Annotated in this window: 21 protein-coding genes; 10 read left to right on the top strand and 11 right to left on the bottom strand. The window is 70.3% G+C overall.

Annotation, left to right across the window (positions count from 1 at the left end):
- Window positions 1-161: 161 nt before the first annotated feature.
- Genes rpmH through ACGFIS_RS21235 form a run of 5 tightly spaced genes read left to right on the top strand, consistent with a single transcriptional unit; the run spans window position 162 to window position 2,659 of the window.
- On the top strand, window positions 162-299 hold the full coding sequence (gene rpmH, locus ACGFIS_RS21255) for a 50S ribosomal protein L34 (RefSeq protein ID WP_392903727.1): 138 nt from the start codon (window positions 162-164) through the stop codon (window positions 297-299).
- A 13-nt stretch (window positions 300-312) separates the two neighbouring features.
- Window positions 313-681 carry a ribonuclease P protein component gene (gene rnpA, locus ACGFIS_RS21250; protein ID WP_392903729.1) on the top strand — a complete coding sequence of 123 codons (369 nt, stop codon included), beginning with the start codon at window positions 313-315 and terminating at the stop codon, window positions 679-681.
- A complete protein-coding gene (gene yidD / locus ACGFIS_RS21245; RefSeq protein WP_392972215.1) occupies window positions 678-1,085 on the top strand; it encodes a membrane protein insertion efficiency factor YidD in 408 nt (135 codons plus the stop codon). The genes rnpA and yidD overlap by 4 nt, the downstream gene beginning before the upstream one ends.
- Entirely contained in the window at window positions 1,078-2,136 is a 1,059-nt protein-coding gene (gene yidC, locus ACGFIS_RS21240; protein WP_392903734.1) for a membrane protein insertase YidC, read from the top strand. The genes yidD and yidC overlap by 8 nt, the downstream gene beginning before the upstream one ends.
- A gap of 37 nt (window positions 2,137-2,173) precedes the next feature.
- A complete protein-coding gene (locus ACGFIS_RS21235; RefSeq protein WP_392903737.1) occupies window positions 2,174-2,659 on the top strand; it encodes a protein jag in 486 nt (161 codons plus the stop codon).
- 245 nt (window positions 2,660-2,904) lie between these two features.
- On the opposite strand, the gene ACGFIS_RS21230 is transcribed toward ACGFIS_RS21235, so the two are convergent.
- Complete coding sequence (locus ACGFIS_RS21230; protein WP_392903739.1) at window positions 2,905-3,372, bottom strand: DUF6458 family protein; 468 nt, start codon at window positions 3,370-3,372, stop codon at window positions 2,905-2,907.
- Window positions 3,373-3,551: 179 nt separating this feature from the next.
- Between ACGFIS_RS21230 and rsmG the strand changes: the two genes are divergently transcribed.
- The 3 genes from rsmG to ACGFIS_RS21215 all read left to right on the top strand — a co-directional run bounded on the left by rsmG (window position 3,552) and on the right by ACGFIS_RS21215 (window position 6,378).
- Window positions 3,552-4,229, top strand: a complete 678-nt coding sequence (gene rsmG, locus ACGFIS_RS21225; RefSeq protein WP_392903741.1) for a 16S rRNA (guanine(527)-N(7))-methyltransferase RsmG — start codon at window positions 3,552-3,554, stop codon at window positions 4,227-4,229.
- 284 nt (window positions 4,230-4,513) lie between these two features.
- Window positions 4,514-5,392 carry a ParA family protein gene (locus ACGFIS_RS21220; RefSeq protein WP_392903744.1) on the top strand — a complete coding sequence of 293 codons (879 nt, stop codon included), beginning with the start codon at window positions 4,514-4,516 and terminating at the stop codon, window positions 5,390-5,392.
- Window positions 5,389-6,378, top strand: coding sequence for a ParB/RepB/Spo0J family partition protein (locus ACGFIS_RS21215; protein WP_392903748.1), 990 nt, complete (start codon window positions 5,389-5,391; stop codon window positions 6,376-6,378). Before ACGFIS_RS21220 ends, ACGFIS_RS21215 begins: the two co-directional genes overlap by 4 nt.
- A gap of 1,152 nt (window positions 6,379-7,530) precedes the next feature.
- Here the strand turns inward: ACGFIS_RS21215 and ACGFIS_RS21210 are convergent.
- Window positions 7,531-8,472, bottom strand: coding sequence for a D-alanine--D-alanine ligase (locus tag ACGFIS_RS21210; protein WP_392972213.1), 942 nt, complete (start codon window positions 8,470-8,472; stop codon window positions 7,531-7,533).
- A gap of 103 nt (window positions 8,473-8,575) precedes the next feature.
- Window positions 8,576-9,808 carry a PLP-dependent aminotransferase family protein gene (locus ACGFIS_RS21205; protein WP_392972318.1) on the bottom strand — a complete coding sequence of 411 codons (1,233 nt, stop codon included), beginning with the start codon at window positions 9,806-9,808 and terminating at the stop codon, window positions 8,576-8,578.
- A 379-nt stretch (window positions 9,809-10,187) separates the two neighbouring features.
- Here ACGFIS_RS21205 and ACGFIS_RS21200 point away from each other — a divergent pair, with 379 nt between their 5' ends.
- Window positions 10,188-10,805, top strand: coding sequence for a GNAT family N-acetyltransferase (locus tag ACGFIS_RS21200; RefSeq protein ID WP_392903754.1), 618 nt, complete (start codon window positions 10,188-10,190; stop codon window positions 10,803-10,805).
- 122 nt (window positions 10,806-10,927) lie between these two features.
- Here the strand turns inward: ACGFIS_RS21200 and trxA are convergent, their stop codons facing one another.
- Complete coding sequence (gene trxA / locus ACGFIS_RS21195) at window positions 10,928-11,242, bottom strand: thioredoxin (RefSeq protein WP_392903756.1); 315 nt, start codon at window positions 11,240-11,242, stop codon at window positions 10,928-10,930.
- Window positions 11,243-11,315: 73 nt separating this feature from the next.
- Window positions 11,316-12,269: a thioredoxin-disulfide reductase gene (gene trxB, locus ACGFIS_RS21190; protein WP_392903758.1), complete on the bottom strand. Its 954-nt coding sequence runs from the start codon at window positions 12,267-12,269 to the stop codon at window positions 11,316-11,318.
- A 123-nt stretch (window positions 12,270-12,392) separates the two neighbouring features.
- Between trxB and ACGFIS_RS21185 the strand changes: the two genes are divergently transcribed.
- Window positions 12,393-12,965, top strand: a complete 573-nt coding sequence (locus ACGFIS_RS21185; RefSeq protein WP_392903760.1) for a dienelactone hydrolase family protein — start codon at window positions 12,393-12,395, stop codon at window positions 12,963-12,965.
- 56 nt (window positions 12,966-13,021) lie between these two features.
- Here the strand turns inward: ACGFIS_RS21185 and ACGFIS_RS21180 are convergent, their stop codons facing one another.
- The 6 genes from ACGFIS_RS21180 to ACGFIS_RS21155 form a co-directional block, all read right to left on the bottom strand.
- Window positions 13,022-13,789 carry an anti-sigma factor family protein gene (locus tag ACGFIS_RS21180; protein ID WP_392972211.1) on the bottom strand — a complete coding sequence of 256 codons (768 nt, stop codon included), beginning with the start codon at window positions 13,787-13,789 and terminating at the stop codon, window positions 13,022-13,024.
- Entirely contained in the window at window positions 13,786-14,394 is a 609-nt protein-coding gene (gene sigM, locus ACGFIS_RS21175; protein WP_392903764.1) for an RNA polymerase sigma factor SigM, read from the bottom strand. The genes ACGFIS_RS21180 and sigM overlap by 4 nt, the downstream gene beginning before the upstream one ends.
- Before the next feature lie 184 nt (window positions 14,395-14,578).
- A complete protein-coding gene (locus ACGFIS_RS21170) occupies window positions 14,579-16,204 on the bottom strand; it encodes a protein kinase family protein (protein WP_392972209.1) in 1,626 nt (541 codons plus the stop codon).
- Window positions 16,205-16,396: 192 nt separating this feature from the next.
- Window positions 16,397-18,010: a murein biosynthesis integral membrane protein MurJ gene (gene murJ, locus ACGFIS_RS21165; RefSeq protein WP_392972316.1), complete on the bottom strand. Its 1,614-nt coding sequence runs from the start codon at window positions 18,008-18,010 to the stop codon at window positions 16,397-16,399.
- A 112-nt stretch (window positions 18,011-18,122) separates the two neighbouring features.
- Entirely contained in the window at window positions 18,123-20,576 is a 2,454-nt protein-coding gene (locus ACGFIS_RS21160; RefSeq protein WP_392972207.1) for a DUF6049 family protein, read from the bottom strand.
- A gap of 181 nt (window positions 20,577-20,757) precedes the next feature.
- Window positions 20,758-21,303, bottom strand: coding sequence for an aminoacyl-tRNA deacylase (locus tag ACGFIS_RS21155; protein WP_392903771.1), 546 nt, complete (start codon window positions 21,301-21,303; stop codon window positions 20,758-20,760).
- Window positions 21,304-21,564 lie beyond the last annotated feature (261 nt).

Raw genomic sequence — 21,564 nt, 5'->3', positions numbered from 1 at the left:
ACGTGCTGAGGTCGAGTCGCATCGACGGAGATGACGCGTGCCCGCCGGCAGCCCCTCCAGGCAAGTTCGGGTGGGCCCCCGCTGCGGGGGACCGGACGCGGCCCTCGATGCGAGCTTTCGAGCCTGTCTAAGACGAACCGACCGCAGCACTGGAGCCTCAAGTGAGCAAGCGTACTTTCCAGCCGAACAACCGTCGTCGCCACAAGAAGCACGGCTTCCGGCTGCGCATGCGCACTCGCGCCGGCCGCGCGGTCCTGACCAACCGGCGGGCCAAGGGCCGCTCCCGCATCGCGGTCTGACCCACCGCTCACTGTGCTGCCGTCCGGAAACCGGATGCGGCGGCGGGACGACTTCACGTTGGCCGTCCGGCGCGGACGCCGCGCCGGACGGCCAACTGTCGTGGTTCACCTGCTTCACCCGGAAGAGGTCCCCGATGCGCCCACCCCACCGCTGGTCGGGTTCATCGTGGCGCGCACCGTGGGGAACGCCGTCGTCCGCAACTCCGTGCGGCGCCGGCTCCGCCATCTGATGCGCCCGCACCTCGACCGGCTCGCAGCGGGTAGCCTGCTCGTAGTGCGCGCCAACCCCCGGGCGGGGACGGCGCGTCCTGACGAACTGGCCGCGGATCTGGAGTCGGCGCTCGACCGGCTGATGCGGCCCGCGTCCAAGGGGCGAAGATGAGGAGTCGGCAGGGGACGGTGCTCCCCTCGCAACACCCGGGGTCCCCGGGCCCCGTCGCGACCCTGCTGATCCTTTTCGTTCGCGCCTACCGCCGCTTCTTGAGTCCCCTGCTCGGGCAGCAGTGCCGATTCCAGCCCAGCTGCAGCGCGTACGGCCTGGAGTCGCTCCAGGTGCACGGGGCGCTGCGCGGCACGTGGCTGACGGCCCGCCGGATCGCGCGGTGCCATCCCTTCAACGCCGGGGGCTACGACCCGGTGCCGCCGAAGAAGACGTCCGGAGGACGCATCTCCGGGGGATCTGGGGGGCCCGCCGCCGAGGAGCGATCCGCGGCGGCTTCTTCGAACTCCGGCCGCGAGGAGAGCGGCCCCGCCCTAGCAGAGCCCAAGGAGCTGCCCGGTGCTTGATTGGTTGTACGAGATCGTCTCTCAGCTCATCGTGTGGATTCACACGGGGCTGAGCACCGTCGTCCCCAAGGACAGTGGATGGGCCTGGGGTGGCTCGATCATCCTGCTGACGGTCCTGCTGCGGCTCATCCTCGTCCCCCTCTTCGTGAAGCAGATTCACGCTTCGCGGAAGATGCAGGAGCTGAACCCCAAGGTCCAGGCGCTGCGCAAGAAGTACAAGAACGACAAGCAGCGCATGAACCAGGAGGTCATGAAGCTCTACCAGGAGAACGGCGCCAACCCGCTGGCGGGCTGCCTGCCCCTCCTGGTCCAGATGCCGATCTTCATCGGGCTGTTCCAGACCCTGAAGAAGATCTCGGACGCCGACCCCGGCGAGAGCGTCTTCGCGGTATCGGCCGAGCTGGTCGCGAGCGCCCAGAACGCCAGCATCTTCGGTGCCCACATCCCGGACACCTTCCTCAACGCCTGGGGTTCGGACCCCAAGAGCTGGACCGCGATCCTCATCACGGGCGTCGCCGTGGTGATCAGCTCGGTCACGACGTTCTTCACCGTCCGGGCGAGCATGAGGCGCCAGCCCGTGACCGACGACGCCAACCCGATGATGCAGGCGCAGAAGATGATGGTCTTCATGGCGCCGCTGTTCGGCCTCTTCGGACTCGGCTTCCCCCTGGGCGTCCTCATGTACTGGGTCACGTCCAACAGTTGGACGCTGGCGCAGCAGCACTACATCTACAAGAAGTACCCGCCGCCCAGCACGGACGACGTCCCGGCGGACACCAAGGCGGGAACGAAGTCCGGCGCGAAGGCGGGAACGAAGTCCGGCGCGAAGGCGGGCACGAAGGCCGGTACCAAGGCCGGCGCGAAGACGGGGGCCAAGACGGGCACCAAGGGCGCCGGCTCGAAGAACGGCCGGACACCGTCCGGCGGCAAGGCCAGACTGAAGAAGGAGGAGGCGGACACCGTCCCCGAGGACGACGAGAAGCCGAAGGTCGTCCGCAACCAGCCGACCCGCAAGCCGCGCAGCAAGCGCAGCGGCACCCAGAAGCGCTAGTTTGAACCCCGAGCCCGTGCCGGAGAAGGAGACCCCGTTGAGCCAGACCGACACGACCGAGGTCGACGTCCAGGCGCTCGAGCAGGAAGGCGAGATCGCCGCCGACTACATCGAGGGCCTGCTGGACATCGGTGACTATGACGGCGACATCGACATGGACGTCGAGGGTGAACGCGCGATGGTCGCCGTCGTCGGCGCAGACTTGGACGAACTGGTCGGCAAGCGCGGCGAGGTCCTGGAGGCGCTGCAGGAGCTGACCCGTCTGGCCGTCCACCGGCAGACGGGCAACCGTACCCGCCTCATGCTCGACATCGGCGGCTACCGCGAGCGTCGCCGCGCCGAGCTGACCAAACTCGGCACCGACGTCGCCGACGAGGTCAAGCAGGCCGGCGAGCCGAAGCCGCTCGCCCCGATGACCCCGTTCGAACGCAAGATCGTCCACGATGCCATCGCCGCGGCGGGCCTGCGCAGCGAGTCCGAAGGCGAGGAACCCGACCGCTACGTGGTCGTCTACCCCGCCTGACGACCTGGGTCGTCCGCCCTGACGATCTTCGCCCGACGTCCCGCCCGGCCGTCGAACGGCCCCGGTGCCCACCGGGCGGGTTCTAGTGATCCCCGCAACACCCTGATCTTCAGGGAGTTGCGGGGATCATGGATTTTGAGGACCTGGGAGCGGGGAGGACCCCGCGCCCTGCCCGGCGCGGGGCCCTCGGAGGCTCGGTGTGCGCCGCCGCCCATGCACACACCGAGCGGTTTCGGCGGCCGGGGTCAGCCCCTGGCGGTCCGCCTCCACCGGCGGCGCTGGCGGACGACCCGCCCCTCCGCGTCGACGACGGCCGGGTTCTGCTGTTCTGCGGGGTTCTGGGCGTGCGCCGGGTCCTGCGCGAACGCCGGGTCCTGGGCGATCTGGCCGTGCGTCACACCTTCGTCCGCCGGGTGTTCGATCACGCGTTCGACTCGTTCGCCGGGACGGCCGACGGGCGCCGGGTCCTCGATGATGTGCTCCTCGCGGACCACGGTCCCAGGCTCGTCCCCGTAGGCGGGATCCGCGCCGACGATGCGTCCGGCGCGACGACGCGGCCGCGTGTACTTGAGGGTGAAACCCATGCTGATCAGGCCCACCAGGATCAGGATCCAGCCGACCAGCTGGATGTTGATGCCGCTGAGCTCGACCTGGAGGGCGAACGCGAGAATCGCGCCGATGGTGATGAATGCGAGACTGACTCCGATTCCCATCTGTCGGAGCTCCTTCCGGGGGGTTGGGCGACACTGCGCCTCTACCCGACGTGCCCCGAGTATGCGAAGGGGGCATGTGGTTATCGCCATATCGCAAGGGTCGGCCGACACGGTGCCCTGACGCGGCGCGGACGCCCTGCGTGCACGCCGCCGCCGGTTTTTGTGGAACGATTCGTCTGGTGGGGATTGCACGTGAGGTATTCGGTGATGCGCTGCCGGTCGCGGAGCGCTATGCGGCGTTCCTCGCGGAAGCCGGGGTCGAGCGCGGACTCATCGGGCCGCGCGAGGTCGACCGCCTATGGGAACGCCATCTGATCAACTGCGCGGTCGTGTCGGCGGCGGTACCGGCGGACGCACAGGTCGTCGACGTCGGCTCGGGGGCGGGCCTGCCGGGCATCGTCCTCGCGATCGTCCGGCCCGACCTCCGCGTGACCCTCCTGGAACCGCTGCTGCGGCGCACGACCTTCCTCAACGAGTGCGTCGGCATGCTCGGCCTGCCGAACGTCGAGGTCCGCCGTGCCCGCGCCGAGGACGTGGCCGGCGAGTTCTCCGTGGACGTGGCCACCGCGCGGGCCGTCGCACCGCTCGAACGCCTCGTCACATGGGCGCTTCCGCTGCTGCGTCCGGGCGGCGAGCTGCTCGCCCTCAAGGGTGAGCGGGCCGCCACCGAACTGGACGAGGCGAAACCCGTCCTGGACCGGTTCGGGGCGCGCACCGCGGAACTGCTTCAGGTCGGGCAAGGTAAGGTCGATCCGCCGACAACACTCGTCCGTGTGGTCGCCGGCCGGGGCGCGGTTGTCGGGGGACGACAGCGCGCACCCCGGCGCGCCAAAGGGTCGAGGAAGAGGTCTTCATGAGCACGGGACCAGGACTGGGCCGGCCTGACCGCGCCGGCGAATCCCCCGACGATCAGCCGTCCGGCCTGGGCGGAACCGGCGAGGACGACGCCACCGCGGTGTCCCCCGCCGTCATGCCGGGGGATGCGGCCTCGGGCGCCGCGCCGGGAACCGCGCCCTCCGGACACGCAATGTGGGGTACGACGACGTCCGGTACCGCGGAGAACGTCGGCTATGTACCGACGCAAACCGGCGCTCAGCCGCCGGGGCCGCGCAAGGGACCATCTCAGGGGGAGTCAGAACTCGTGCGCGAGGCGCTCAAGGACGCCAAGGTTTCACATGAAACATCGGCCACCGCGGTCAAAGCGGTACCGGGCCGCAAGGACCGGGAGTGGCCGCGGCCGGACAGATGCCGCATCATCACCATCGCCAACCAGAAGGGCGGCGTGGGCAAGACCACCAGTTCGGTGAACCTCGCCGCATCCCTCGCCATGCACGGGGCCCAGGTGCTCGTCGTGGACCTCGACCCCCAGGGCAACGCGTCCACGGCCCTCGGGGTCGAACATCATGCGGAAGTGCCGTCGATCTACGACGTGCTGATCGAGGACATGGCGCTCGCCGACATCGTCGTCCCGGCGGCGGAGATCCCCAACCTCTACTGCGCGCCCGCGACCCTCAACCTCGCCGGTGCCGAGATCGAACTCGTCTCCAAGGTTGCCCGCGAGTCGCGGTTGCGGCGTGCGCTCGACGCCTTCGACACCGACAAATTCGACTATGTCCTGATCGACTGCCCGCCGTCGCTCGGCCTGCTCACGGTCAACGCCCTCGTCGGCGGCGACGAACTGCTCATCCCGATCCAGTGCGAGTACTACGCGCTGGAGGGCCTCGGGCAGCTCATCCGGACCGTCGACCTCGTCAAGGCACACCTCAACCAGCAACTGAAGGTGTCCACGATCCTGCTCACCATGTACGACGCGCGGACGCGCCTCGCCGCGCAGGTGGCCGAGGACGTCCGCAACCACTTCGGCAACGTCGTCCTCAACACCGTCATCCCCCGTAGCGTCCGGGTCTCCGAAGCCCCGAGCTACGGGCAGTCCGTCCTGACCTACGACCCCGGTTCCAGCGGCGCCCTCGCCTACAGTGAGGCCGCCTCGGAGATGGCCCACGGAGGAGCTTCCCAGTGAGCCAGCAGCGACGCGGCCTGGGCAAGGGGCTCGGCGCCCTCATCCCCACCGCCCCGCCCCCGGCGGCGTCCGGCGAAGCCGGCGAACCGGGCTACCCGGGCGGCCCCGTCCAGCCTCCGCCGAACGGCGCCGCCTCGTCCGGCCCGGCGCTCGAACCGGTCGCCGGCGCCCACTTCGCCGAACTCCCCCTCGCCTCGATCACCGTGAACCCGCGCCAGCCGCGCGAGCACTTCGACGAGCAGGCCCTGGCGGAGCTCGCGGAGTCGATCGGCATCGTCGGGCTCCTGCAGCCGATCGTCGTCCGGAGGTCCCCGGCGGACGAGCACGACTACGAACTCATCATGGGCGAGCGCCGCTGGCGCGCGTCCCAGATGGCGGGCCTCGACGTCATCCCGGCGATCGTCCGCGACACCGGCGACAACGACCTTCTCCGTGACGCCCTCATGGAGAACCTCCACCGGCAGCAGCTCAACCCGCTGGAGGAGGCGGCCGCGTACCAGCAGCTGCTCCAGGACTTCGGTGCCACCCACGAGCAGCTCGCCGGACGCATCGGCCGGTCGCGTCCGCACATCACGAACACGCTCCGCCTGCTGAACCTGCCGCCCGCCGTCCAGCGCCGCGTCGCCGCGGGAGTCCTGTCCGCCGGCCACGCACGCGCGCTCCTGTCCCTCGACAGCATCGAAGCCCAGGAGCACCTGGCGCAGCGCATCGTTCAGGAGGGCCTCTCCGTCCGCGCGCTCGAAGAGCTCATCGCGATCCGCGAGGTCGACGAGCCGGAGGCGCCGCGCCAGGGCCGCCGCAAGAAGCCGGTCGCCCCCGGCCTCAAGGAACTGGCCGACCGCCTCTCCGACCGCTACGAGACCAGGGTCCGCGTCGACATGGGCCGCAACAAGGGCAAGATCGTGGTCGAGTTCGCCACGCTGGAAGACCTCGACCGCATCATCAAGTCCATGGCCCCGGACGAGGACGGCGTCAACGAACCCTGATCACCACCACGAACACGCCAGCGCCCCGGAAGCCCCGAGCTCCCGGGGCGCTCTGCTGTCAACGACATCCACCCGACCTGGCCGACCGGGCCGTCCCCAACGCGCGGACATGGTGCCACGCTCACACGGCCACCGCCGGACCGGCAGACCACCACCGCCCGCCGGAGCAACATCACCTGAGCCGACGCACGAAGCCACCCGTTCGAGACCTCACCCGGTGCGCTTCCTTCGCCGGTGGTCCGCGTCGTTTCCGGCGTGCGGCGACAAGCGGTGCGGGATTAGGCCGAGGCGCACCGACGGTGAATCGACGTCACCGGAGCCGACGCATCCGAGCCGCTCGTTCGAGACCTCATCCGTGCTCCGCCCTTTGGTCGGGGACGGTGTTTCACGTGAAACAGCGGCCTGGGGCTTGGCCGGCATGGACCACTGACCCCCACTGGCGTGGAGAACTGTCCGAGGGGGCCCAGCCGGGGTTAGGCCGTTTGTGGAGCGAAGACTGCCTGCCGGGAAACGCTCCTGGCGGGCGGAGCCGTGCGATGCCACGAACGCGGACGGTAGAGACGGCGCCTCCCGCGGCGCCGCCGTCCTCGGGCATGAGTCCCTTCGCGAAGGAAGTTTCGTCCCCGTGTGCGGCGCAGCTTCGTGTGACAGCACCGGCCCCGTGCAGGCTCGGCGCCCGGGTGGATCACAACCCTCAATGCGGCGCGGACAAGCGCACCTCGCCGACGGCTTGAGCGTCCCTTCGTTTCACGTGAAACACCTCACGCTGAGCCGCCACCGTGCATGACGCCCGACGGTGCTGCGGCCCTCGCGCCAATTGAGCCGGTCGATGGACCTCCTCGGCCCGCCGGTGTCGATCATCGCCGAACGGAGCGGCCGCGCGCCGGATCCACTCGCCGTCGGTGCGGGGCGGACGCACCGGCCCAGGGACCGTCTTCCGTCGACCCCGGTCAAGCCTCGGTCGTTTCGGAGGCAAGACCAACCCTCGGTTTCACGTGAAACCACAACGACACGTATCGAGCGACTCAAAGCACCGAGGTTGAGGATGCCTTGACCTCTGAAGGCCAACCCTGGGTTTCACGTGAAACCCAGGCCACGCGTATCGGGCGGCTTGATGCACCCCGCCGGCCCGAGGTGAGGGTGGTTCTGACGCTAGGGGAAGTAGGAGAGGAGGAGGTCTCGGCAGACCTCGCCGAGGTCGAGACCGGCGCCGCTGACGGCTCGGGGGAAGAGGCTTGTCTCGGTCATGCCCGGGGCGACGTTCACTTCGAGGAAGTGGACCTCGTCGTCGGGGGTGACGATGAGATCGGTGCGGGACACGTCCCGGAGACCCAGCGCGCGGTGGGCCGTGACGGCGGCAGCGGTGGCGCGGGCGGTGGCGTCGGGGGTGAGGCGGGCCGGGGTGACGAACTCGGTGTCGCCGGCGTCGTAGCGGGCGGTGTAGTCGTAGAGGCCGCCGGGGGCGACGATCTCGACGGCGGGCAGGGCCATGGGGGTGCCGTCGCGTTCGATGACGCTGACGGCGACCTCGGTGCCGGAGACGAAGCGTTCGACCAGAGCGGCATCGCCGTAGGCGAAGCAGCCGACCATGGCGGCGGACAGGTCGGCGGCGTCGTGGACGACCGAGGCGCCGAGCGCTGAGCCGCCCCGGGTGGGCTTGACGAAGAGGGGGAGTCCGAGGCTCCGGATGATCTGGCTCAGAACGGAGGCGGCGCCGAGGTCGTGGAAGACCTCCTTGGGGAGCGCGACCGAGGCGGGGGTCTGGAGGCCGGCGCGGCGGACGACGGATTTGGCGGTCGGCTTGTCCCATGCGACGCGGCAGGCGTCCGGGCGGGCACCGACGTAGCGGATGCCGAGGAGTTCGAGGACATCCCGGATGGAGCCGTCCTCACCCGCGGCACCGTGCAGGACGGGGAACACCGCGTCCGGGGGATCGTCCGTGAGGGAGTCCAGGAGGGTGGCGTCCGCGTCGCGGAGTTCGACGGGAATGTCGAGGGAGCGCAGGGCGTCCGTGACTCGGCGGCCGGAGCGGAGGGAGACCTCCCGCTCGTAGGACAGTCCCCCGGCCAGGACGACGACGTGCCCGAGTTCCACTGCTGGTGCCCCTCTAGGTGATGTGGTGATGAAAGAACGCGCCGGCTTCCCTGGGCGCGAAGACTCAGCGGTCCGGGAGGCCGGCGCGTTTCACGTGAAACATTCAGACGACGTCCGGACCCGGAGCCTGGACGCCGGTGGAGCCGCCCGCGACGGTCCCACCGAAAGTGTCCCTGAGCCGGATCTCGTGTTCCATCACCGCCCCGAGCCGGCGGACGCCTTCGCGGATCCGGTGGGGTTCGGGGAAGCAGTAGGACAGCCGCATGTGCCGGTGGCCGGTTCCGTCGGCGTAGAAGCCGGTGCCCGGAACGTAGGCGACACGCTCGGCGATCGCGCGCGGCGCCATCGCCTTGGCGTCGCGCCCCTCGGGGAGCGTCAACCAGACGAAGAACCCTCCGGCGGGACGCGTCCAGGTGCAGCCGTCCGGCATGACCTGTTCGAGGGAATCGAGCATCGCGTCGCGGCGGGCCCGGTAAAGCTCGCGGAAGTCCTTGATCTGTTCCCGCCATGGCTGCGTGGCGAGATACTCACGGACGGCGAACTGCGAGAAGTTCGACGGGCACAGGATCGCGGATTCGGCGGCCAGGACGAGCTTCGCCCGCACGGCGTGCGGCGCCAGCACCCATCCGACGCGAAGGCCGGAGGCGATCGTCTTGGAGAACGAACCGAGGTAGATGACACGCTCGGCGTCGTCCGCTCGAAGTGCCCGCATCGGTTCGCCCTCGAAGCCGAGGAGTCCGTACGGGTTGTCCTCGATGATCAGCACGTCGTGCTCGGCGCAGATCTCGAGGATCTGGGCGCGGCGGGCGGTGGTGAGGGTGACGCCGGCCGGGTTCTGGAACGTCGGCACGGTGTAGAGGAACTTGACGCAGCGTCCTTCGCGGCGCAGCCGTGCCAGGGTCTCGCGGAGCGCGCTGGGGATGAGGCCCGCTTCGTCGAGGGGGACGTGGACGACGTCGGCCTGGTAGGACGCGAACGTGCCGAGCGCACCGACGTAGGAGGGGGCCTCGGCGAGGATGACGTCGCCCGGGTCGACGAAGATCTTGGTGATGAGGTCGAGCGCCTGCTGGGCGCCGACCGTGACGACGACGTCGTCCGCGGATGCCTGGATGCCTTCGAGGGACATCACGTCGCAGATGTGCTCGCGGAGCAGCCCGTCGCCCTGCGCGGACCCGTACTGCAGAGCCTCCGCGCCCTTGCCGCCGACGAGGTCGCCGATCATCCGGCCGACGGCGTCGAGGGGGAGCGCCGAGACGTACGGCATTCCACCCGCGAGCGAGACGACCTCGGGGCGGGCGGCCATCGCGAACAGAGCCCGGATCTCCGAGGGCACCATGCCGGCGGCACGGGCGGCGTAGCGATCGGTGTAGGCGTCTGAACGCGAGTGCTGTTCCACGAGGCACCTCCGAGGTGGACTGGCTTGCCTGCAAACTACGGCATCGGCCGGGGCGATCCGGGCGGAACCCCGGCGTGCCGTCCAATGCCGTCCGGGACGCAGTGCTGGACGAACGTCGCCTCGGCCGGCGGGCGGACCCGCCGTAAGATCCGCACCGGGCGTGCCGCCCGGGTGGATACTCCCCCGTCCGATACGATGCCCGAGGATCCCGGAATGTTGCCGGGAACTTCCGCGAACGGCGTTCCGCCCGAGAAGCCGACGGCCCGGCCACAGGCTTCAGGCCGGGCGGTCGAGGATCGCAACAGGGGGTGCCGACCCGGTGTCGCGTCGTCTCGTCAATATCACGCTGGACAATCTGGGTGATCTGCCGCACCGCTGCCGCGGCTGCGTGTTCTGGGAACTGGACCCGGTGACCCGGGACCGGGCCTTGGAAACCGGTGACTCCGGTCTGGAGAAGGAGGCGTGGATCTCCTCGACGCTCCTCGAATGGGGCAGCTGCGGCAAGATCGTGTACGTCGACAACGTCCCGGCGGGCTTCGTGATGTACGCGCCGCCGCTGTACGTGCCCCGCTCGGTGGCGTTCCCGACGAGCCCGGTCAGCGCGGACGCGGTGCTGCTGATGACCGCGCACATCCTGCCGGAGTTCTCGGGCGGCGGCCTCGGCCGGATGCTCGTGCAGGGCGTCGCGAAGGACCTCACCCGGCGCGCGGTGAAGGCGATCGAGGCGTTCGGCGATCTGAAAGGCGAGGACGGCGGCTGCATGGTGCCCGCCGACTATCTGCTGTCGGTCGGGTTCAAGACCGTCCGCCCGCATCACCGGTATCCGCGGCTGCGGCTGGAGCTGAAGTCGGCCCTGTCGTGGCGTGAGGACGTCGAGGTGGCCCTGGAACGCCTTCTGGGCTCCATGACCCCCGAGGGTGCTCTACGACCCGTCTGAGTTCATTTCAGTGCCCTTGGCGTCAGGCGCTGGAGCGCCTTCCTTCGGCGGGGGGTTTACGGCGAGGCCCGGCGGGCGGGAGTGTCGCTCCCGCCCGCCGGGCCTCTGTCAGCCACGGGGACTCAGATGAAGTCGGCGAGGTCCTTCAGGAGGGCGGCCTTCGGCTTGGCGCCCATGATCTGCTTGACGACCTCGCCGCCCTTGTAGACGTTCATCGTCGGGATCTGCATGATGCCGTACTTCTGCGGCACCTGCGGGTTCTCGTCGATGTTGAGCTTGACGATGTCGATCTTGTCGCCGTGCTCCTTGGAGATCTCCTCCAGGATCGGCGCCACCATCCGGCACGGGCCGCACCACTCGGCCCAGAAATCGACGAGGACGGGCTTGTCGCTGTCCAGGACCTCGGACGTGAAGTCGGCGTCGGTCACGGCTTTCATGGTTCTCCCTCTGTTCTCGCGGCGGAGCGGGCGAGCGTCCACCGCGTGCCTGGCGTTCGTGTCCCCGGCCGGGTCAGGCCTGCGGGACGGTCTCCGCGGCGTCCTGGTCCTGGAGCCACCGCTCGGCGTCGATGGCGGCCGCGCAGCCGGTGCCGGCGGCGGTGATGGCCTGACGGTAGATGTGGTCGACCACGTCCCCGCAGGCGAACACGCCGGGGACCTTCGTCTTCGTGGTCGGGGCGTCGACGAGCAGGTACCCGTCGGTGTCGGTCTCCAGCTGGCCGGCGAACAGTTCGCTGCGCGGGTCGTGGCCGATCGCGATGAACAGTCCGGTGACCTCCATCGAGGACGTCTCGCCGGTCTTGGTGTCGCGGACGGTCACGCCGGTGACGCGGTCGTCGCCGGCGATCGCGGTGACCTCGGCGTCCCAGCGGAACTTGATCTTCTCGTTGGCGAACGCGCGGTCCTGCATGATCTTGGACGCGCGCAGCCGGTCGCGGCGGTGGATCACGGTGACGGAGCGGGCGAACTTGGTGAGGAAGATCGCCTCTTCCATCGCGGTGTCGCCGCCGCCGACGACGGCGATGTCCTGCTCGCGGAAGAAGAAGCCGTCACAGGTCGCGCACCAGGAGACGCCGCGTCCCGACAGGCGCTTCTCGTCCGGCAGTCCCAGCTCCCGGTAACCGGAGCCGGTCGCGACGATCACGGTCCTGGCGAGGTAGGTCTCGTCGCCGACCGTGACGACCTTCGGGTCGGCGGTGAGGTCGACCCCGGTGACGTCGTCGGTGATGAGTTCGGCACCGAAACGCTCGGCCTGCTTGCGCAGGTTGTCCATCAGGTCCGGCCCCATGATCCCGTCGGGGAAACCGGGGTAGTTCTCCACGTCGGTGGTGTTCATCAGCGCACCACCGGCCGTCACCGAACCCTCGAACACCAGCGGCTTCAGGTCGCCGCGGGCCGCGTAGACGGCGGCCGTATAGCCCGCGGGGCCCGAGCCGATGATGATGACGTTGCGGACGTCGCTCACTGTTCTGCGCCTCTCCTTGTTGGCCGTCTGGGCCGCACGACCCGGCCTGCCAGTCGCGTCAACCGATCCTAAGCCCCGCTGATTCCCGGCATGCTGTCACCGGCCGGGCTTAGGGTGTGTGACATGGCGCGCGTTCTGCTTCTTCACTCGATGTACGGGCTGCGTCCGGCGGTGCGCCAGGCGGCGGACCGGCTCCGGGCGGCGGGGCACGAGGTGCACGTCCCCGACCTGTACGACGGGCGGGTCGTCGACACGCCCGAGGCGGGCATCGAGATCAAGGAGGAGATCGGCCGGGACGAGCTGCTGCGGCGCGCGGTGGCGGCGGCCGCTCCGCTGGTGGGTGGCGGCGGTCTCGTCTACGCGGGGTTCTCGCTCGGCGGCTCCCTCGCCCAGAACCTCGCGTTCGCCGACCCCAAGGCGGGCGGGCTGCTGCTGATGCACGGGACGTCCGACATGGCGGACGGCGTGTCCACCGACATCCCGGTGCAGTTGCACGTTGCCGACCCCGACACCTACGAACCCGTCGACTGGCTGAACGCCTGGTATCTGCGGATGCGCAGGGCGGGCGCGGACGTGGAGATCTTCCGGTACCGGGGCGCCGGGCACCTGTTCACCGACCCGGACCTGTCCGACCACGACGCCGAGGCCGCCGAGCGTGCCTGGACGATCGCCCTGGAGTTCCTGGGCTCCCTCTGATGGACGACCGGAGGCCATGGGCGGACACTCCCGCCCATGGCCTCCGAAATATGTGGTCAGGCGTTCTCTAGCGTCTTCAGTACGTGCTGGTCACCGGCCGAGCAGTCCGGCCCGACGACCCACACGTTCCACTTGCCGGAGTCGGCGCCGCGTGTCGCGATGACGATGGCCGGGTTGCCTTCATAGTCGGCCTGGTCGACCAGCGCGGGTGCCTGCCCCTTGGTGACGCCGTAGACGCATCCCCTGAGCCTGGGCCCGGGCGACTCGCCCGCGCCCTGCTCCCGCCGGCCGTCCAGCAGCTTCTCGACCTGGGTGCCGAGCGTCCCGGCCCGGTAGTCGGTGCGGCTGCGGTAGACCTTGAACTCCGGCGCGGCCGACGGCGCGAACTTCGGGTCCATACCTTCCAAACCGGTTGGCTTGGGATTGTCCTGTGCCGGGGCCGAGGCCGCGCCATCGCCGCCGTCCGCCCCGCCCAAGGCGACCGAGCCGACCACCGCGCCGCCGCCGGCCACGATCACGGCCGCGGCGGCGGCCGACAGTATCCGCCAATGCCGCCTTCCGCGCCGCTGCTCCATGCTCACCACGGTGGCTTCGTTCAGCGACTCCGCGGCGATCGCGGTGTCGATGCGTTCGGCCAGTTCGGCGGGGATGGACGGCGCGGGTGCCTCCGCCAGGATCCGGGACACGTCCGCAAGGTCGGCGGACAGGTCACGGCAGTCGGCGCAGGTGTCGAGGTGCGCGTTGACGGAGGCGGCTTCGTCGTCTTCGAGCAGTCCCTCGGCCAGGTCGGCCAGGACGTCGTAGTCAAGATGTGCGGGGTTCACTTGGGCATGCCACCTCCTTCCACACCTCCGACGTTTTTGCGTTCCCGTCGGTTCCGGTGATGGACGAGAAGGGGCGCGAGCCGGGCACGTCCCCGCGCGCACCGGCTCTTGATCGTTCCGGGCGGGACCTCCATGACCTGCGCGGCGTCCTCGACGGAGTAGCCCATCATGTCGACGAGGATGAGGGCCGCGCGCTGCTCGAACGGAAGCTCCCTCAGCGCGGTGTGGACGTCGAGGGACACGCCGTGCGCGTCGGTCGGGTCGGGCATCTTCGGCGCGACGGCGTCGAACGTGGCGTCGTCGCCCATCGGCGTCGCCGGCCGGACGGACTTGCGCCTGATGCGGTCCAGGCAGGCGTTCACGACGATCCGGTGCAGCCAGGTGGTGACGGCCGCGTCCCCGCGGAACCGTGCGGCGGCGCGGAACGCCGAAAGGCAGGCGTCCTGCAGCGCGTCCGCCGCCTCCTCGGGGTCGCCGATGGTCCGCAGCGCGACGGCCCACATGCGGTCGCGGTGGCGGTGCACGAGTTCGGCGAAGGCGTGCGGGTCCCCCTGGGCATGGCGGACGAGGAGCTCCTTGTCGGGCACCTCGTCAACGCGACGCATGCTCACCGACGTCATGAGCGACCGCTTTCTCGTTCGGGACGCCCGGTCGGTGCCGGGCGTCCGCGACCGGCTGCTGGGGAAGGCACCACAGATTCCTGGGGGCGAGGGGACATTCGTGCTCACAGGCACGATACAGACATGCACCACTCCACGTCACAGCTCATGGCCCCCGTGAGGAGCGAGTTCAGCCCGCGGAACCGTGAACGGTGATCTCGCCCAACTTGCCCTTGTGGGGCGAGGAGGGAAGCTGGGTGAACCATACGAGCACGTACTGGCCGGTGGCCTGGGGTTTCACGGTGATGGTCAGCTCGCCGCCGTTGGCGGGCTGCTGACCGACGGACTTCAGGCTCCCCGGTGACCTCGATTCACCGACCTTGACCTGCAGAACTCCACCGCTGGACGGTGAGTGGATCGTGACCTTGGCGACCTTGACGGGCTTGCCCAGGTCGAGCAGGACGCCGAGGCCCTTGGAGTACCGGCCGAAGTCGGGGTCGGCGTAACTCTGGGTCTCCCACTTGCCGTCCGGCCGCCCGTCGATGAGCGTGTTGACGCCCTGGCCGATCGAGGTGTCCTGATGGCCTGGGCTCGAGTCCTGGGCGGCGGCGACGCTCTGCACGTCCAGTTTCACCGTGGACGGCTCCGCCTGCGTGCTCTGCTGGCCCTTGTCGGTGACGCCGCCGTCCGGTGACTCGCCGTCGCCCGCGATGCCGGACACCGCCCACACGCCGATGCCGACGATGACGGTGAGCGCGGCCGCGGCGACGCCGATGAGGGCGCGGTTGCCGTGGCGGTGGTCGGCGCCGTGCGCGCCGCGGCCACGCGCCGGGGTGGTGCGGGTGGACGACGACACCGGCGGAGGCGGGTAGTCGCCGTGCTGGTTCCGCGTCCGCGGCGGCGGGACGTGTGAGGGCGCCGGGGGGTGCGCGGGCGGCCGATGGGGTTGCGTCGACGCCGATGTCGACGCCGTGGCGGGACGACGTGGGCCAGCGGACCGCGGGGACGACGGCTGGCTGTGGCCGAGGCCGGCGAACAGCGGCAGCGGGGTCCGCGGGACGCCGCGCAGCGCCCTGGCGAGGTCGGCGGGGGACGCGAGCGGCTCGGCGTGCTGAGCCGGCGTGCCGATGCCGAGGCAGCGGCAGACGATCGCGTCGACCGCGTGGGAGATCCCGGCCTGGACCTGCCTGGGCGCGTACGGGACCCCGTCGACGGCGGGTGCGGCGGGCAGGCCGGATCCGTCCTCGTCGCCGGGCCAGTGCGCGGTCAGCGCCGCGTACAGCATCCGGCCGAGGCCGCGGACGTCCTCGGCCGCCGGGTCGTCGGTGTGCCGGTCGCCGAGGACGGCGTCGGTCGCGACGCCGAGCAGCTTGACGGTGCCGCCGGTCGTCCAGACGAGGTCGCGGGGCGTGAGGCACAGGTGCGACAGCCCGGCGGAGTGCGCGGCGGCGATGGCCTCGGACGCCTCGTACAGCAGGGTCGCGGCGCGGCCCGGCTCCAGCGGCGCCTTGGTGAGCATGCCCTCCAGGTTCTCGCCGACGACCCATTCGCTGACGACGTAGGCGCTCTCGCCGCTGTCGTCGGCGTCGAACACCTGGGTGAGCCGCGGGTCGGTCAGCCGGCTGGCGGCGCGGGCGGCCGTGACGACCTCGTGGATCCGCGGGAACTCCGGATCGAAGGTGCGGACGGCGACGGCCCGCGCGAGGATCTCGTCGATGGCCTTCCAGAGGCAGGAGCCGCCCGAGTCGGTGATGCGCTCTTCGAGCCGGTAGCGGCCGGCGAGACGTGTGCCGGGCTCAATGACGGACGTGCTCACGGCAGCGTCCTGGAAAGGTGGTCAGATCCCATGTTAGTGGCGTGGCAGCTTACGCCTCCGACCCTCCTCTTTGCGTTCCCCAGGGTGTCGCCCCGCAAGCCGTGGTCCCCCACATGGTAGTGGCTACTCGCACAAGTGGCCCGCCTTATCGCCGCGCGTCCTTTTTACTTTGCGCGGCTTTCCGGTCGCGGGTCAGCGGCCGGGGAGTTTGCGGGCGAACGTGGCGATCGCCGTCTGGACCTCGTCCACCCGCATCAGCCTGGCGAACAGCAGGTACAGCAGGCCGCCGCCGGCGGAGCCGACGACCAGTGTGACCAGCGCCGGGAGCATCGTGGTGGTGTCGCCGACGGCGTCGGCGACCCGCTGCGCGGCGTAGGCGAACCCGACCAGCGGCCAGATGGCGACGAGCAGCTTCAGGTGCCCGCCGACGATGCGCCGTCCGTCGATGCCGCCGAGCTTGCGGCGCAGCACCAGCCAGCAGGTGATGGCGCCGACCACGTTGGTGATCGCGAACCCGCCGGCGATGCCGACCACGATCCACTTGACGCCGAGGACGCTGTAGGCGGTGAACGCCATGATGATGTTGGTCGTCACGACGACGATGCCGACCAGCGCGGGCGTCTTGGTGTCGCCGTGCGCGTAGAAGACCCGCAGCATCAGCTGGTAGGTGGAGAACGGCACGAGCGCGATCGCGAACATCTGCATCACCCGGGCGATGACCAGGGCGTCCTCGGCGGAGGTGTTGCCGTGCGCGAACAGCACCGTGGTGATCTCCGGGCCGAGCACCAGCATCAGCGCCGCCGCCGGCATGATGATCACCGAGGACAGCCGCAGTCCGCTGGAGAACGCGGCGCGCACGTCGGCGGTCTTGCCCTCGGCGGCGAACCGGCTCATCCGCGGCAGCAGCGCGGTGATCACCGAGACCCCGACGATCGCGTAGGGCAGCTGGAAGAGCTGGTAGGCGTTGAAGTACGGCGTGTAGCCGTAGCCCTGGCCGATGCCCTCGTCCACGGCGAGGTTGCCGGCACGGTTCGACAGCGCGGTCACCACGGCGAGCGAGGCCTGCGTGGCCATGACGTACACCAGCGTCCAGCCGGCCATCCGGCCGACCTCGCCGAGCTCTCCGCGCTGGAAGTCCAGGCGGGGCCGCCACCGGAACCCGACCCGGCGCAGGGACGGCCACAGCGCGATCGTCTGCAGCACGATCCCGCCGGTGGTGCCGATGGACAGCAGCAGCATCTGGCCGTCGGAGATGCCGGACGGGTCGACCGCGCCGGCCGTGATCGCCAGGAACGCGCCGCCGACGCCGATCACCACGAGGTTGTTCAGCACCGGCGCCCACATCGGTGCGCCGAAGCTGCCTCGCGTGTTGAGGATGGCCCCGGCGAACGCGCCGACGCCGTAGAAGAACAGCTGAGGCAGGAAGAACCGCGCGAACAGGACCGCGACGGCCCGCTGGTCGCCGGTGAAGCTGCCCGCCAGCACGTCGATGAACAGCGGCGCGCACAGCACGGCGACCACGGTCAGCACGCCGAGGCCGATCACCGCGAGGGTGAACACCCGCTGTTCGTACCGCTCGCCGTAGGCGCGGTCGCGCTGCTTGGCCCGCACCAGCAGCGGGACGATGACGCTGACGAGGATGCCGCCGAGCAGCAGGTCGTAGATCTGGTTGGGGACGGTGTTGGCGGTGTTGTAGGCGTTGGCGAGCAATCCGGTGCCGAGCGCGGCGACGATGACCGCCGTCCGCAGGAACCCGGTGACGCGGGACGCGAGGGTGCCCACCGCCATGATCGCGCCGGACCGCAGGACGCCGCCGCCCGCTTCCCTGCCGCCGCCGCCCGCCTCACCTGGCTGCTCGCCGGGGAGCGTGTCGACGACCGTCTCACCCGCGGGCGGCTTCCCGCCGGGGACGGGAAGGTCAATCGCCGTCTCGGCCGCGACGTTCCCCGTTGCCGGCGGCGTGTTTCCCGTGCCCGGCGGAGTTCCCGCCGGCGGCGGGGTCGGGTATCCCGTCCCCGGGTTCTGCGGCGCCCGCGCCGGATACCCCTGCGGCGGCGGGCCCTGGGGCGGCGGGCCCTGGGGATATCCCTGTCCCTGGGGGCCGCCCTGTGCCGGATGGCCCTGTGCCGGATGGCCCTGTGCCGGATAGCCCTGCCCCGGGTGTCCCGGGGAATTCGGCGGAGGCGGGAACCCCGGGCCCTGCGAACGTGCCGGGGAACCCGTTTCCCTGTTCTGCGGTCCCTGCTGGTCCCGTTCCGGTCGACCCGTCACCGGCTGCCTCCGAATTCCGGCGGCGCCTTGCTCTGATGGCCCGCACTCCGACGCCCACGAAGAGTACGGCAAGTCCGCCGCCCGTGATGAGCAAGGCGATGCGCCCGTACCCGGTGGTGACGACGGTGATGGTCTCGCCGTCGCCGAGCGTCCTGCCGCCCGAGCCCGGGATCATCAGGTCCAGCTGCACACGGAAGTTGCCGTTGCCCGCGGCCTGCGCCGGAATCCAGCGCTGCGCCCGCTCCCCGGGCCGCAGCTCGATGACCGCCTCCTCCGGGTCCAGCTGACCGAGCTGCAGCTTCGCGGTGTTCTCGGACGTCGCGACGAGCCGGACCTTCACCGACTGGTTACTCAGGGTGTTCTCCACGAGTACCGGCAGCTTGCCCGTGCTGCCCCCCATCAGTACCCGTTTGTTCTTGGTGGTGACGATGCGGACCTGGTTCATGTCCGCTTCGAGCTGATCGGCGAGTTCGTTGCGGGCCCGCTTGGCCTGGCTGGGCGACGCCCGCCACGCCACCGACTCCAGGCGCAGCAGGGCGCGCTCGTAGGAGATGTTGACCTGGCCCGTCATCACGGACTGGAACGTCGCGGCCCGGCGGGTGATGGCCCGTAGCTGCTCCAGATGCGCGTCACCGAGCTCGTGCCGCTCGTAGGCGTCGGGGTAGCCGTTGAACACCCTCGGCTGCGGTTCGGCGGACTCGATCTTGCTCAGCGGCAGCTCGCGCAGCCAGTCCGCGTCAGCGGTGTAATCGAGCAGGTCCTCGGCGAGGCCGGGCGCCGGGTCCCAGTTCCGGTCGGGTGCGACGACCAGGGTGCGCTGCACGTTCGGCGCCTCCGCCGCGATCATCGCCGTCTCGGCGAGGAAACGCTGCTCGGTCAGCAGCGCCCCGCCGGCGGAGTCCGAACCCTCGCTGACGATCTTGTTGATCCCGGCGTCGTACAGCAGGGCGTTCTTCTTGCCCTGCCGCGTCGGGATCGTCGTGGTGGCGTTCGGCAGCGATCCCTGCGGCGGGTTCTGGAACTGCGAACTGCTCATCAGGAACGTTCCGCCGTCCTTCAGCTCGTGCTTGGCGAGCTGTTCGAGCGTCCCCGGCCCCGCCGCACCGTACGGCGGCCACGCGACATGCGAGTTCGCCGCCCGCCCGAGGGCCTTGGTCGCGACACCGGTGTTCCGGTCGTCGAACGCGACACCGATGTCGCGCGGCATCTTGTGGCGGACGAGCGCGACGACGTCCGGGTCGGCGTACGGGACGGTGAAGTAGGGGTCGTCCTTGACGGCCTCCTTCAACGACGCCAGCCACGCCGCCGCGACCGTGCTCTTCTCCTTGCGCGTGCCCTTCTTCGCGCCGAACGGGTCCACGGTGTAGTCGCCGGACGCCATCCGCTGCGCGTCGTCCAGAAGAGCCGGGTCGATCCCCCACGTGACCGGCGTGTCGGTCGCGGCGGCCGCCTCGACGAGCGCGCCGAGCCGCCCGTCGGGCGACATGTCCTTGGAGAGCCGGTCGTCGAAGAACGTCCGGTCGTTCGTCCGGTGCATCCGGTCCATCAGCGGCCACACCCAGCTGATCGCCACCGGCTTGAATTGCGGGTCCTTCGGCATGAACGTCACGAACGTGGTCAGCCCGCCGACCACCTGCTGCGCCGAGTTCAGAACCTCGACACCCACCGGGTAGACGCCCGGCGTGCCTCCGGGCGCGCGCAGCCGCAGCTCCTTGGTGCTGGTCTTGAACCCCCAGTTCTGCGTCGCGCCGGGTGCCGCGATGCCCGTGAGCCGCTGCTGCGGGCCGATATTGGGCATCAGCTGCGGCCGGCCGGACGCGTACTGGTCGAGCTGGCTGCGGCTGACGACCGGCTGCGCGCTGTAGCGCAACCTCATCGTGAGCCCGTCCAACCGCTGGTCAGAGCGGTTCTTCGCCACGCCCGAGATCTGGATCTTCGAGCCCGCGTGCACGGTCTTCGGGGTGACCTTCGTGACCGCGAGGCCCACCGGGGCCCGCTTCTCGACGTGCGCGCCGGCCGACGGCATCAGGGCCGGTGGTGTCGCCAACGCGACGCAGGGGAGTAGAGCGGCCAGCGCGACCGCACGTTTGACTCTTCTCACGCCGAATCCGCGCAGGGCGCGCCCAGCGCCGCACCGACTGCAGGAGCCGCAGCGGCAACGGACCTGGCCGCCTCCGGACGGCGGGCATAGATGTCCCGCACCACACCGGCGAGTTTATGGCATCGGGGTGCTCATGGCATTTCTCACCGGTTGAGCCTGGTTTCGCGCGGTGGTGGCAGGGTCAGGGGACCGGGTGCCGGGGGGCGTGGGCGGTCGCGGCCGGGGTGGAGGCCGGGGTGGAGAGGTCTGCCGGTTCGGCGTGGGAGAGGGAGTAGAGGGTCCGGCCTCTGATGCCCAGGGCGGTGGACGCTTCGCCGGTCGCCGTGTAGACGACGTCGTCGGCCGGGAGTGTGTCCATGACGCGCTGATCGATCAGCAGGGGCATGTCGTCCGGTAGGAGCAACGGGCAGACGAGGCCCGCCGCGTATTCGGTGACGGCGTTGACGAGGTCGGCGTGGGCCGGGTGGACGGCCTTGGCCCCGACGGCGCGCCGTACCGCCTCCATGGACGGGCGTTCACCCGCCGGGACGATCACGCCGGTGAGGAAGCGGCGGCCCGGGTAGCCGCCGTCGCAGGAGTAGACGCGCGTCACCAGGCACCGTCCGGGCGGAAGGCCGAGGGCCCGGGGGAGTTCGTCCGCGGTGGTGAGCGCGATGGGCAGTCGCACGATCTCGTGCACGGCCTCCCGTTCGAGCAGCGCGCGGTGGATGGTCAGAGCGTCCTTCATGATCGTCTCCATCCCGCGGGGGTCGCCCCGCTCACCCCCGTGACTGTTGTCCCTGTGTCCCCCTGCATCGCATTCTGCGAGGGATATCCCCACATACCCGAGACGTCCGGTTTAACCCCCGCCATACGTCACGTAAGACCTTCACGATGCGCCTCTGCCGCACATGCGGCGGGCCGTGGCCCTTCGGTATCCCGCTACCGTTGTCGTGCGGGAGGCTCACCGGCGGTCGCGCTGGCGTCATCGGAGTGTCCAGAACGTAAC

Source organism: Spirillospora sp. NPDC048824, assembly GCF_043198455.1.
Classification (GTDB): domain Bacteria; phylum Actinomycetota; class Actinomycetes; order Streptosporangiales; family Streptosporangiaceae; genus Spirillospora.
This window is presented reverse-complemented; position numbering and strand designations above follow the sequence as displayed.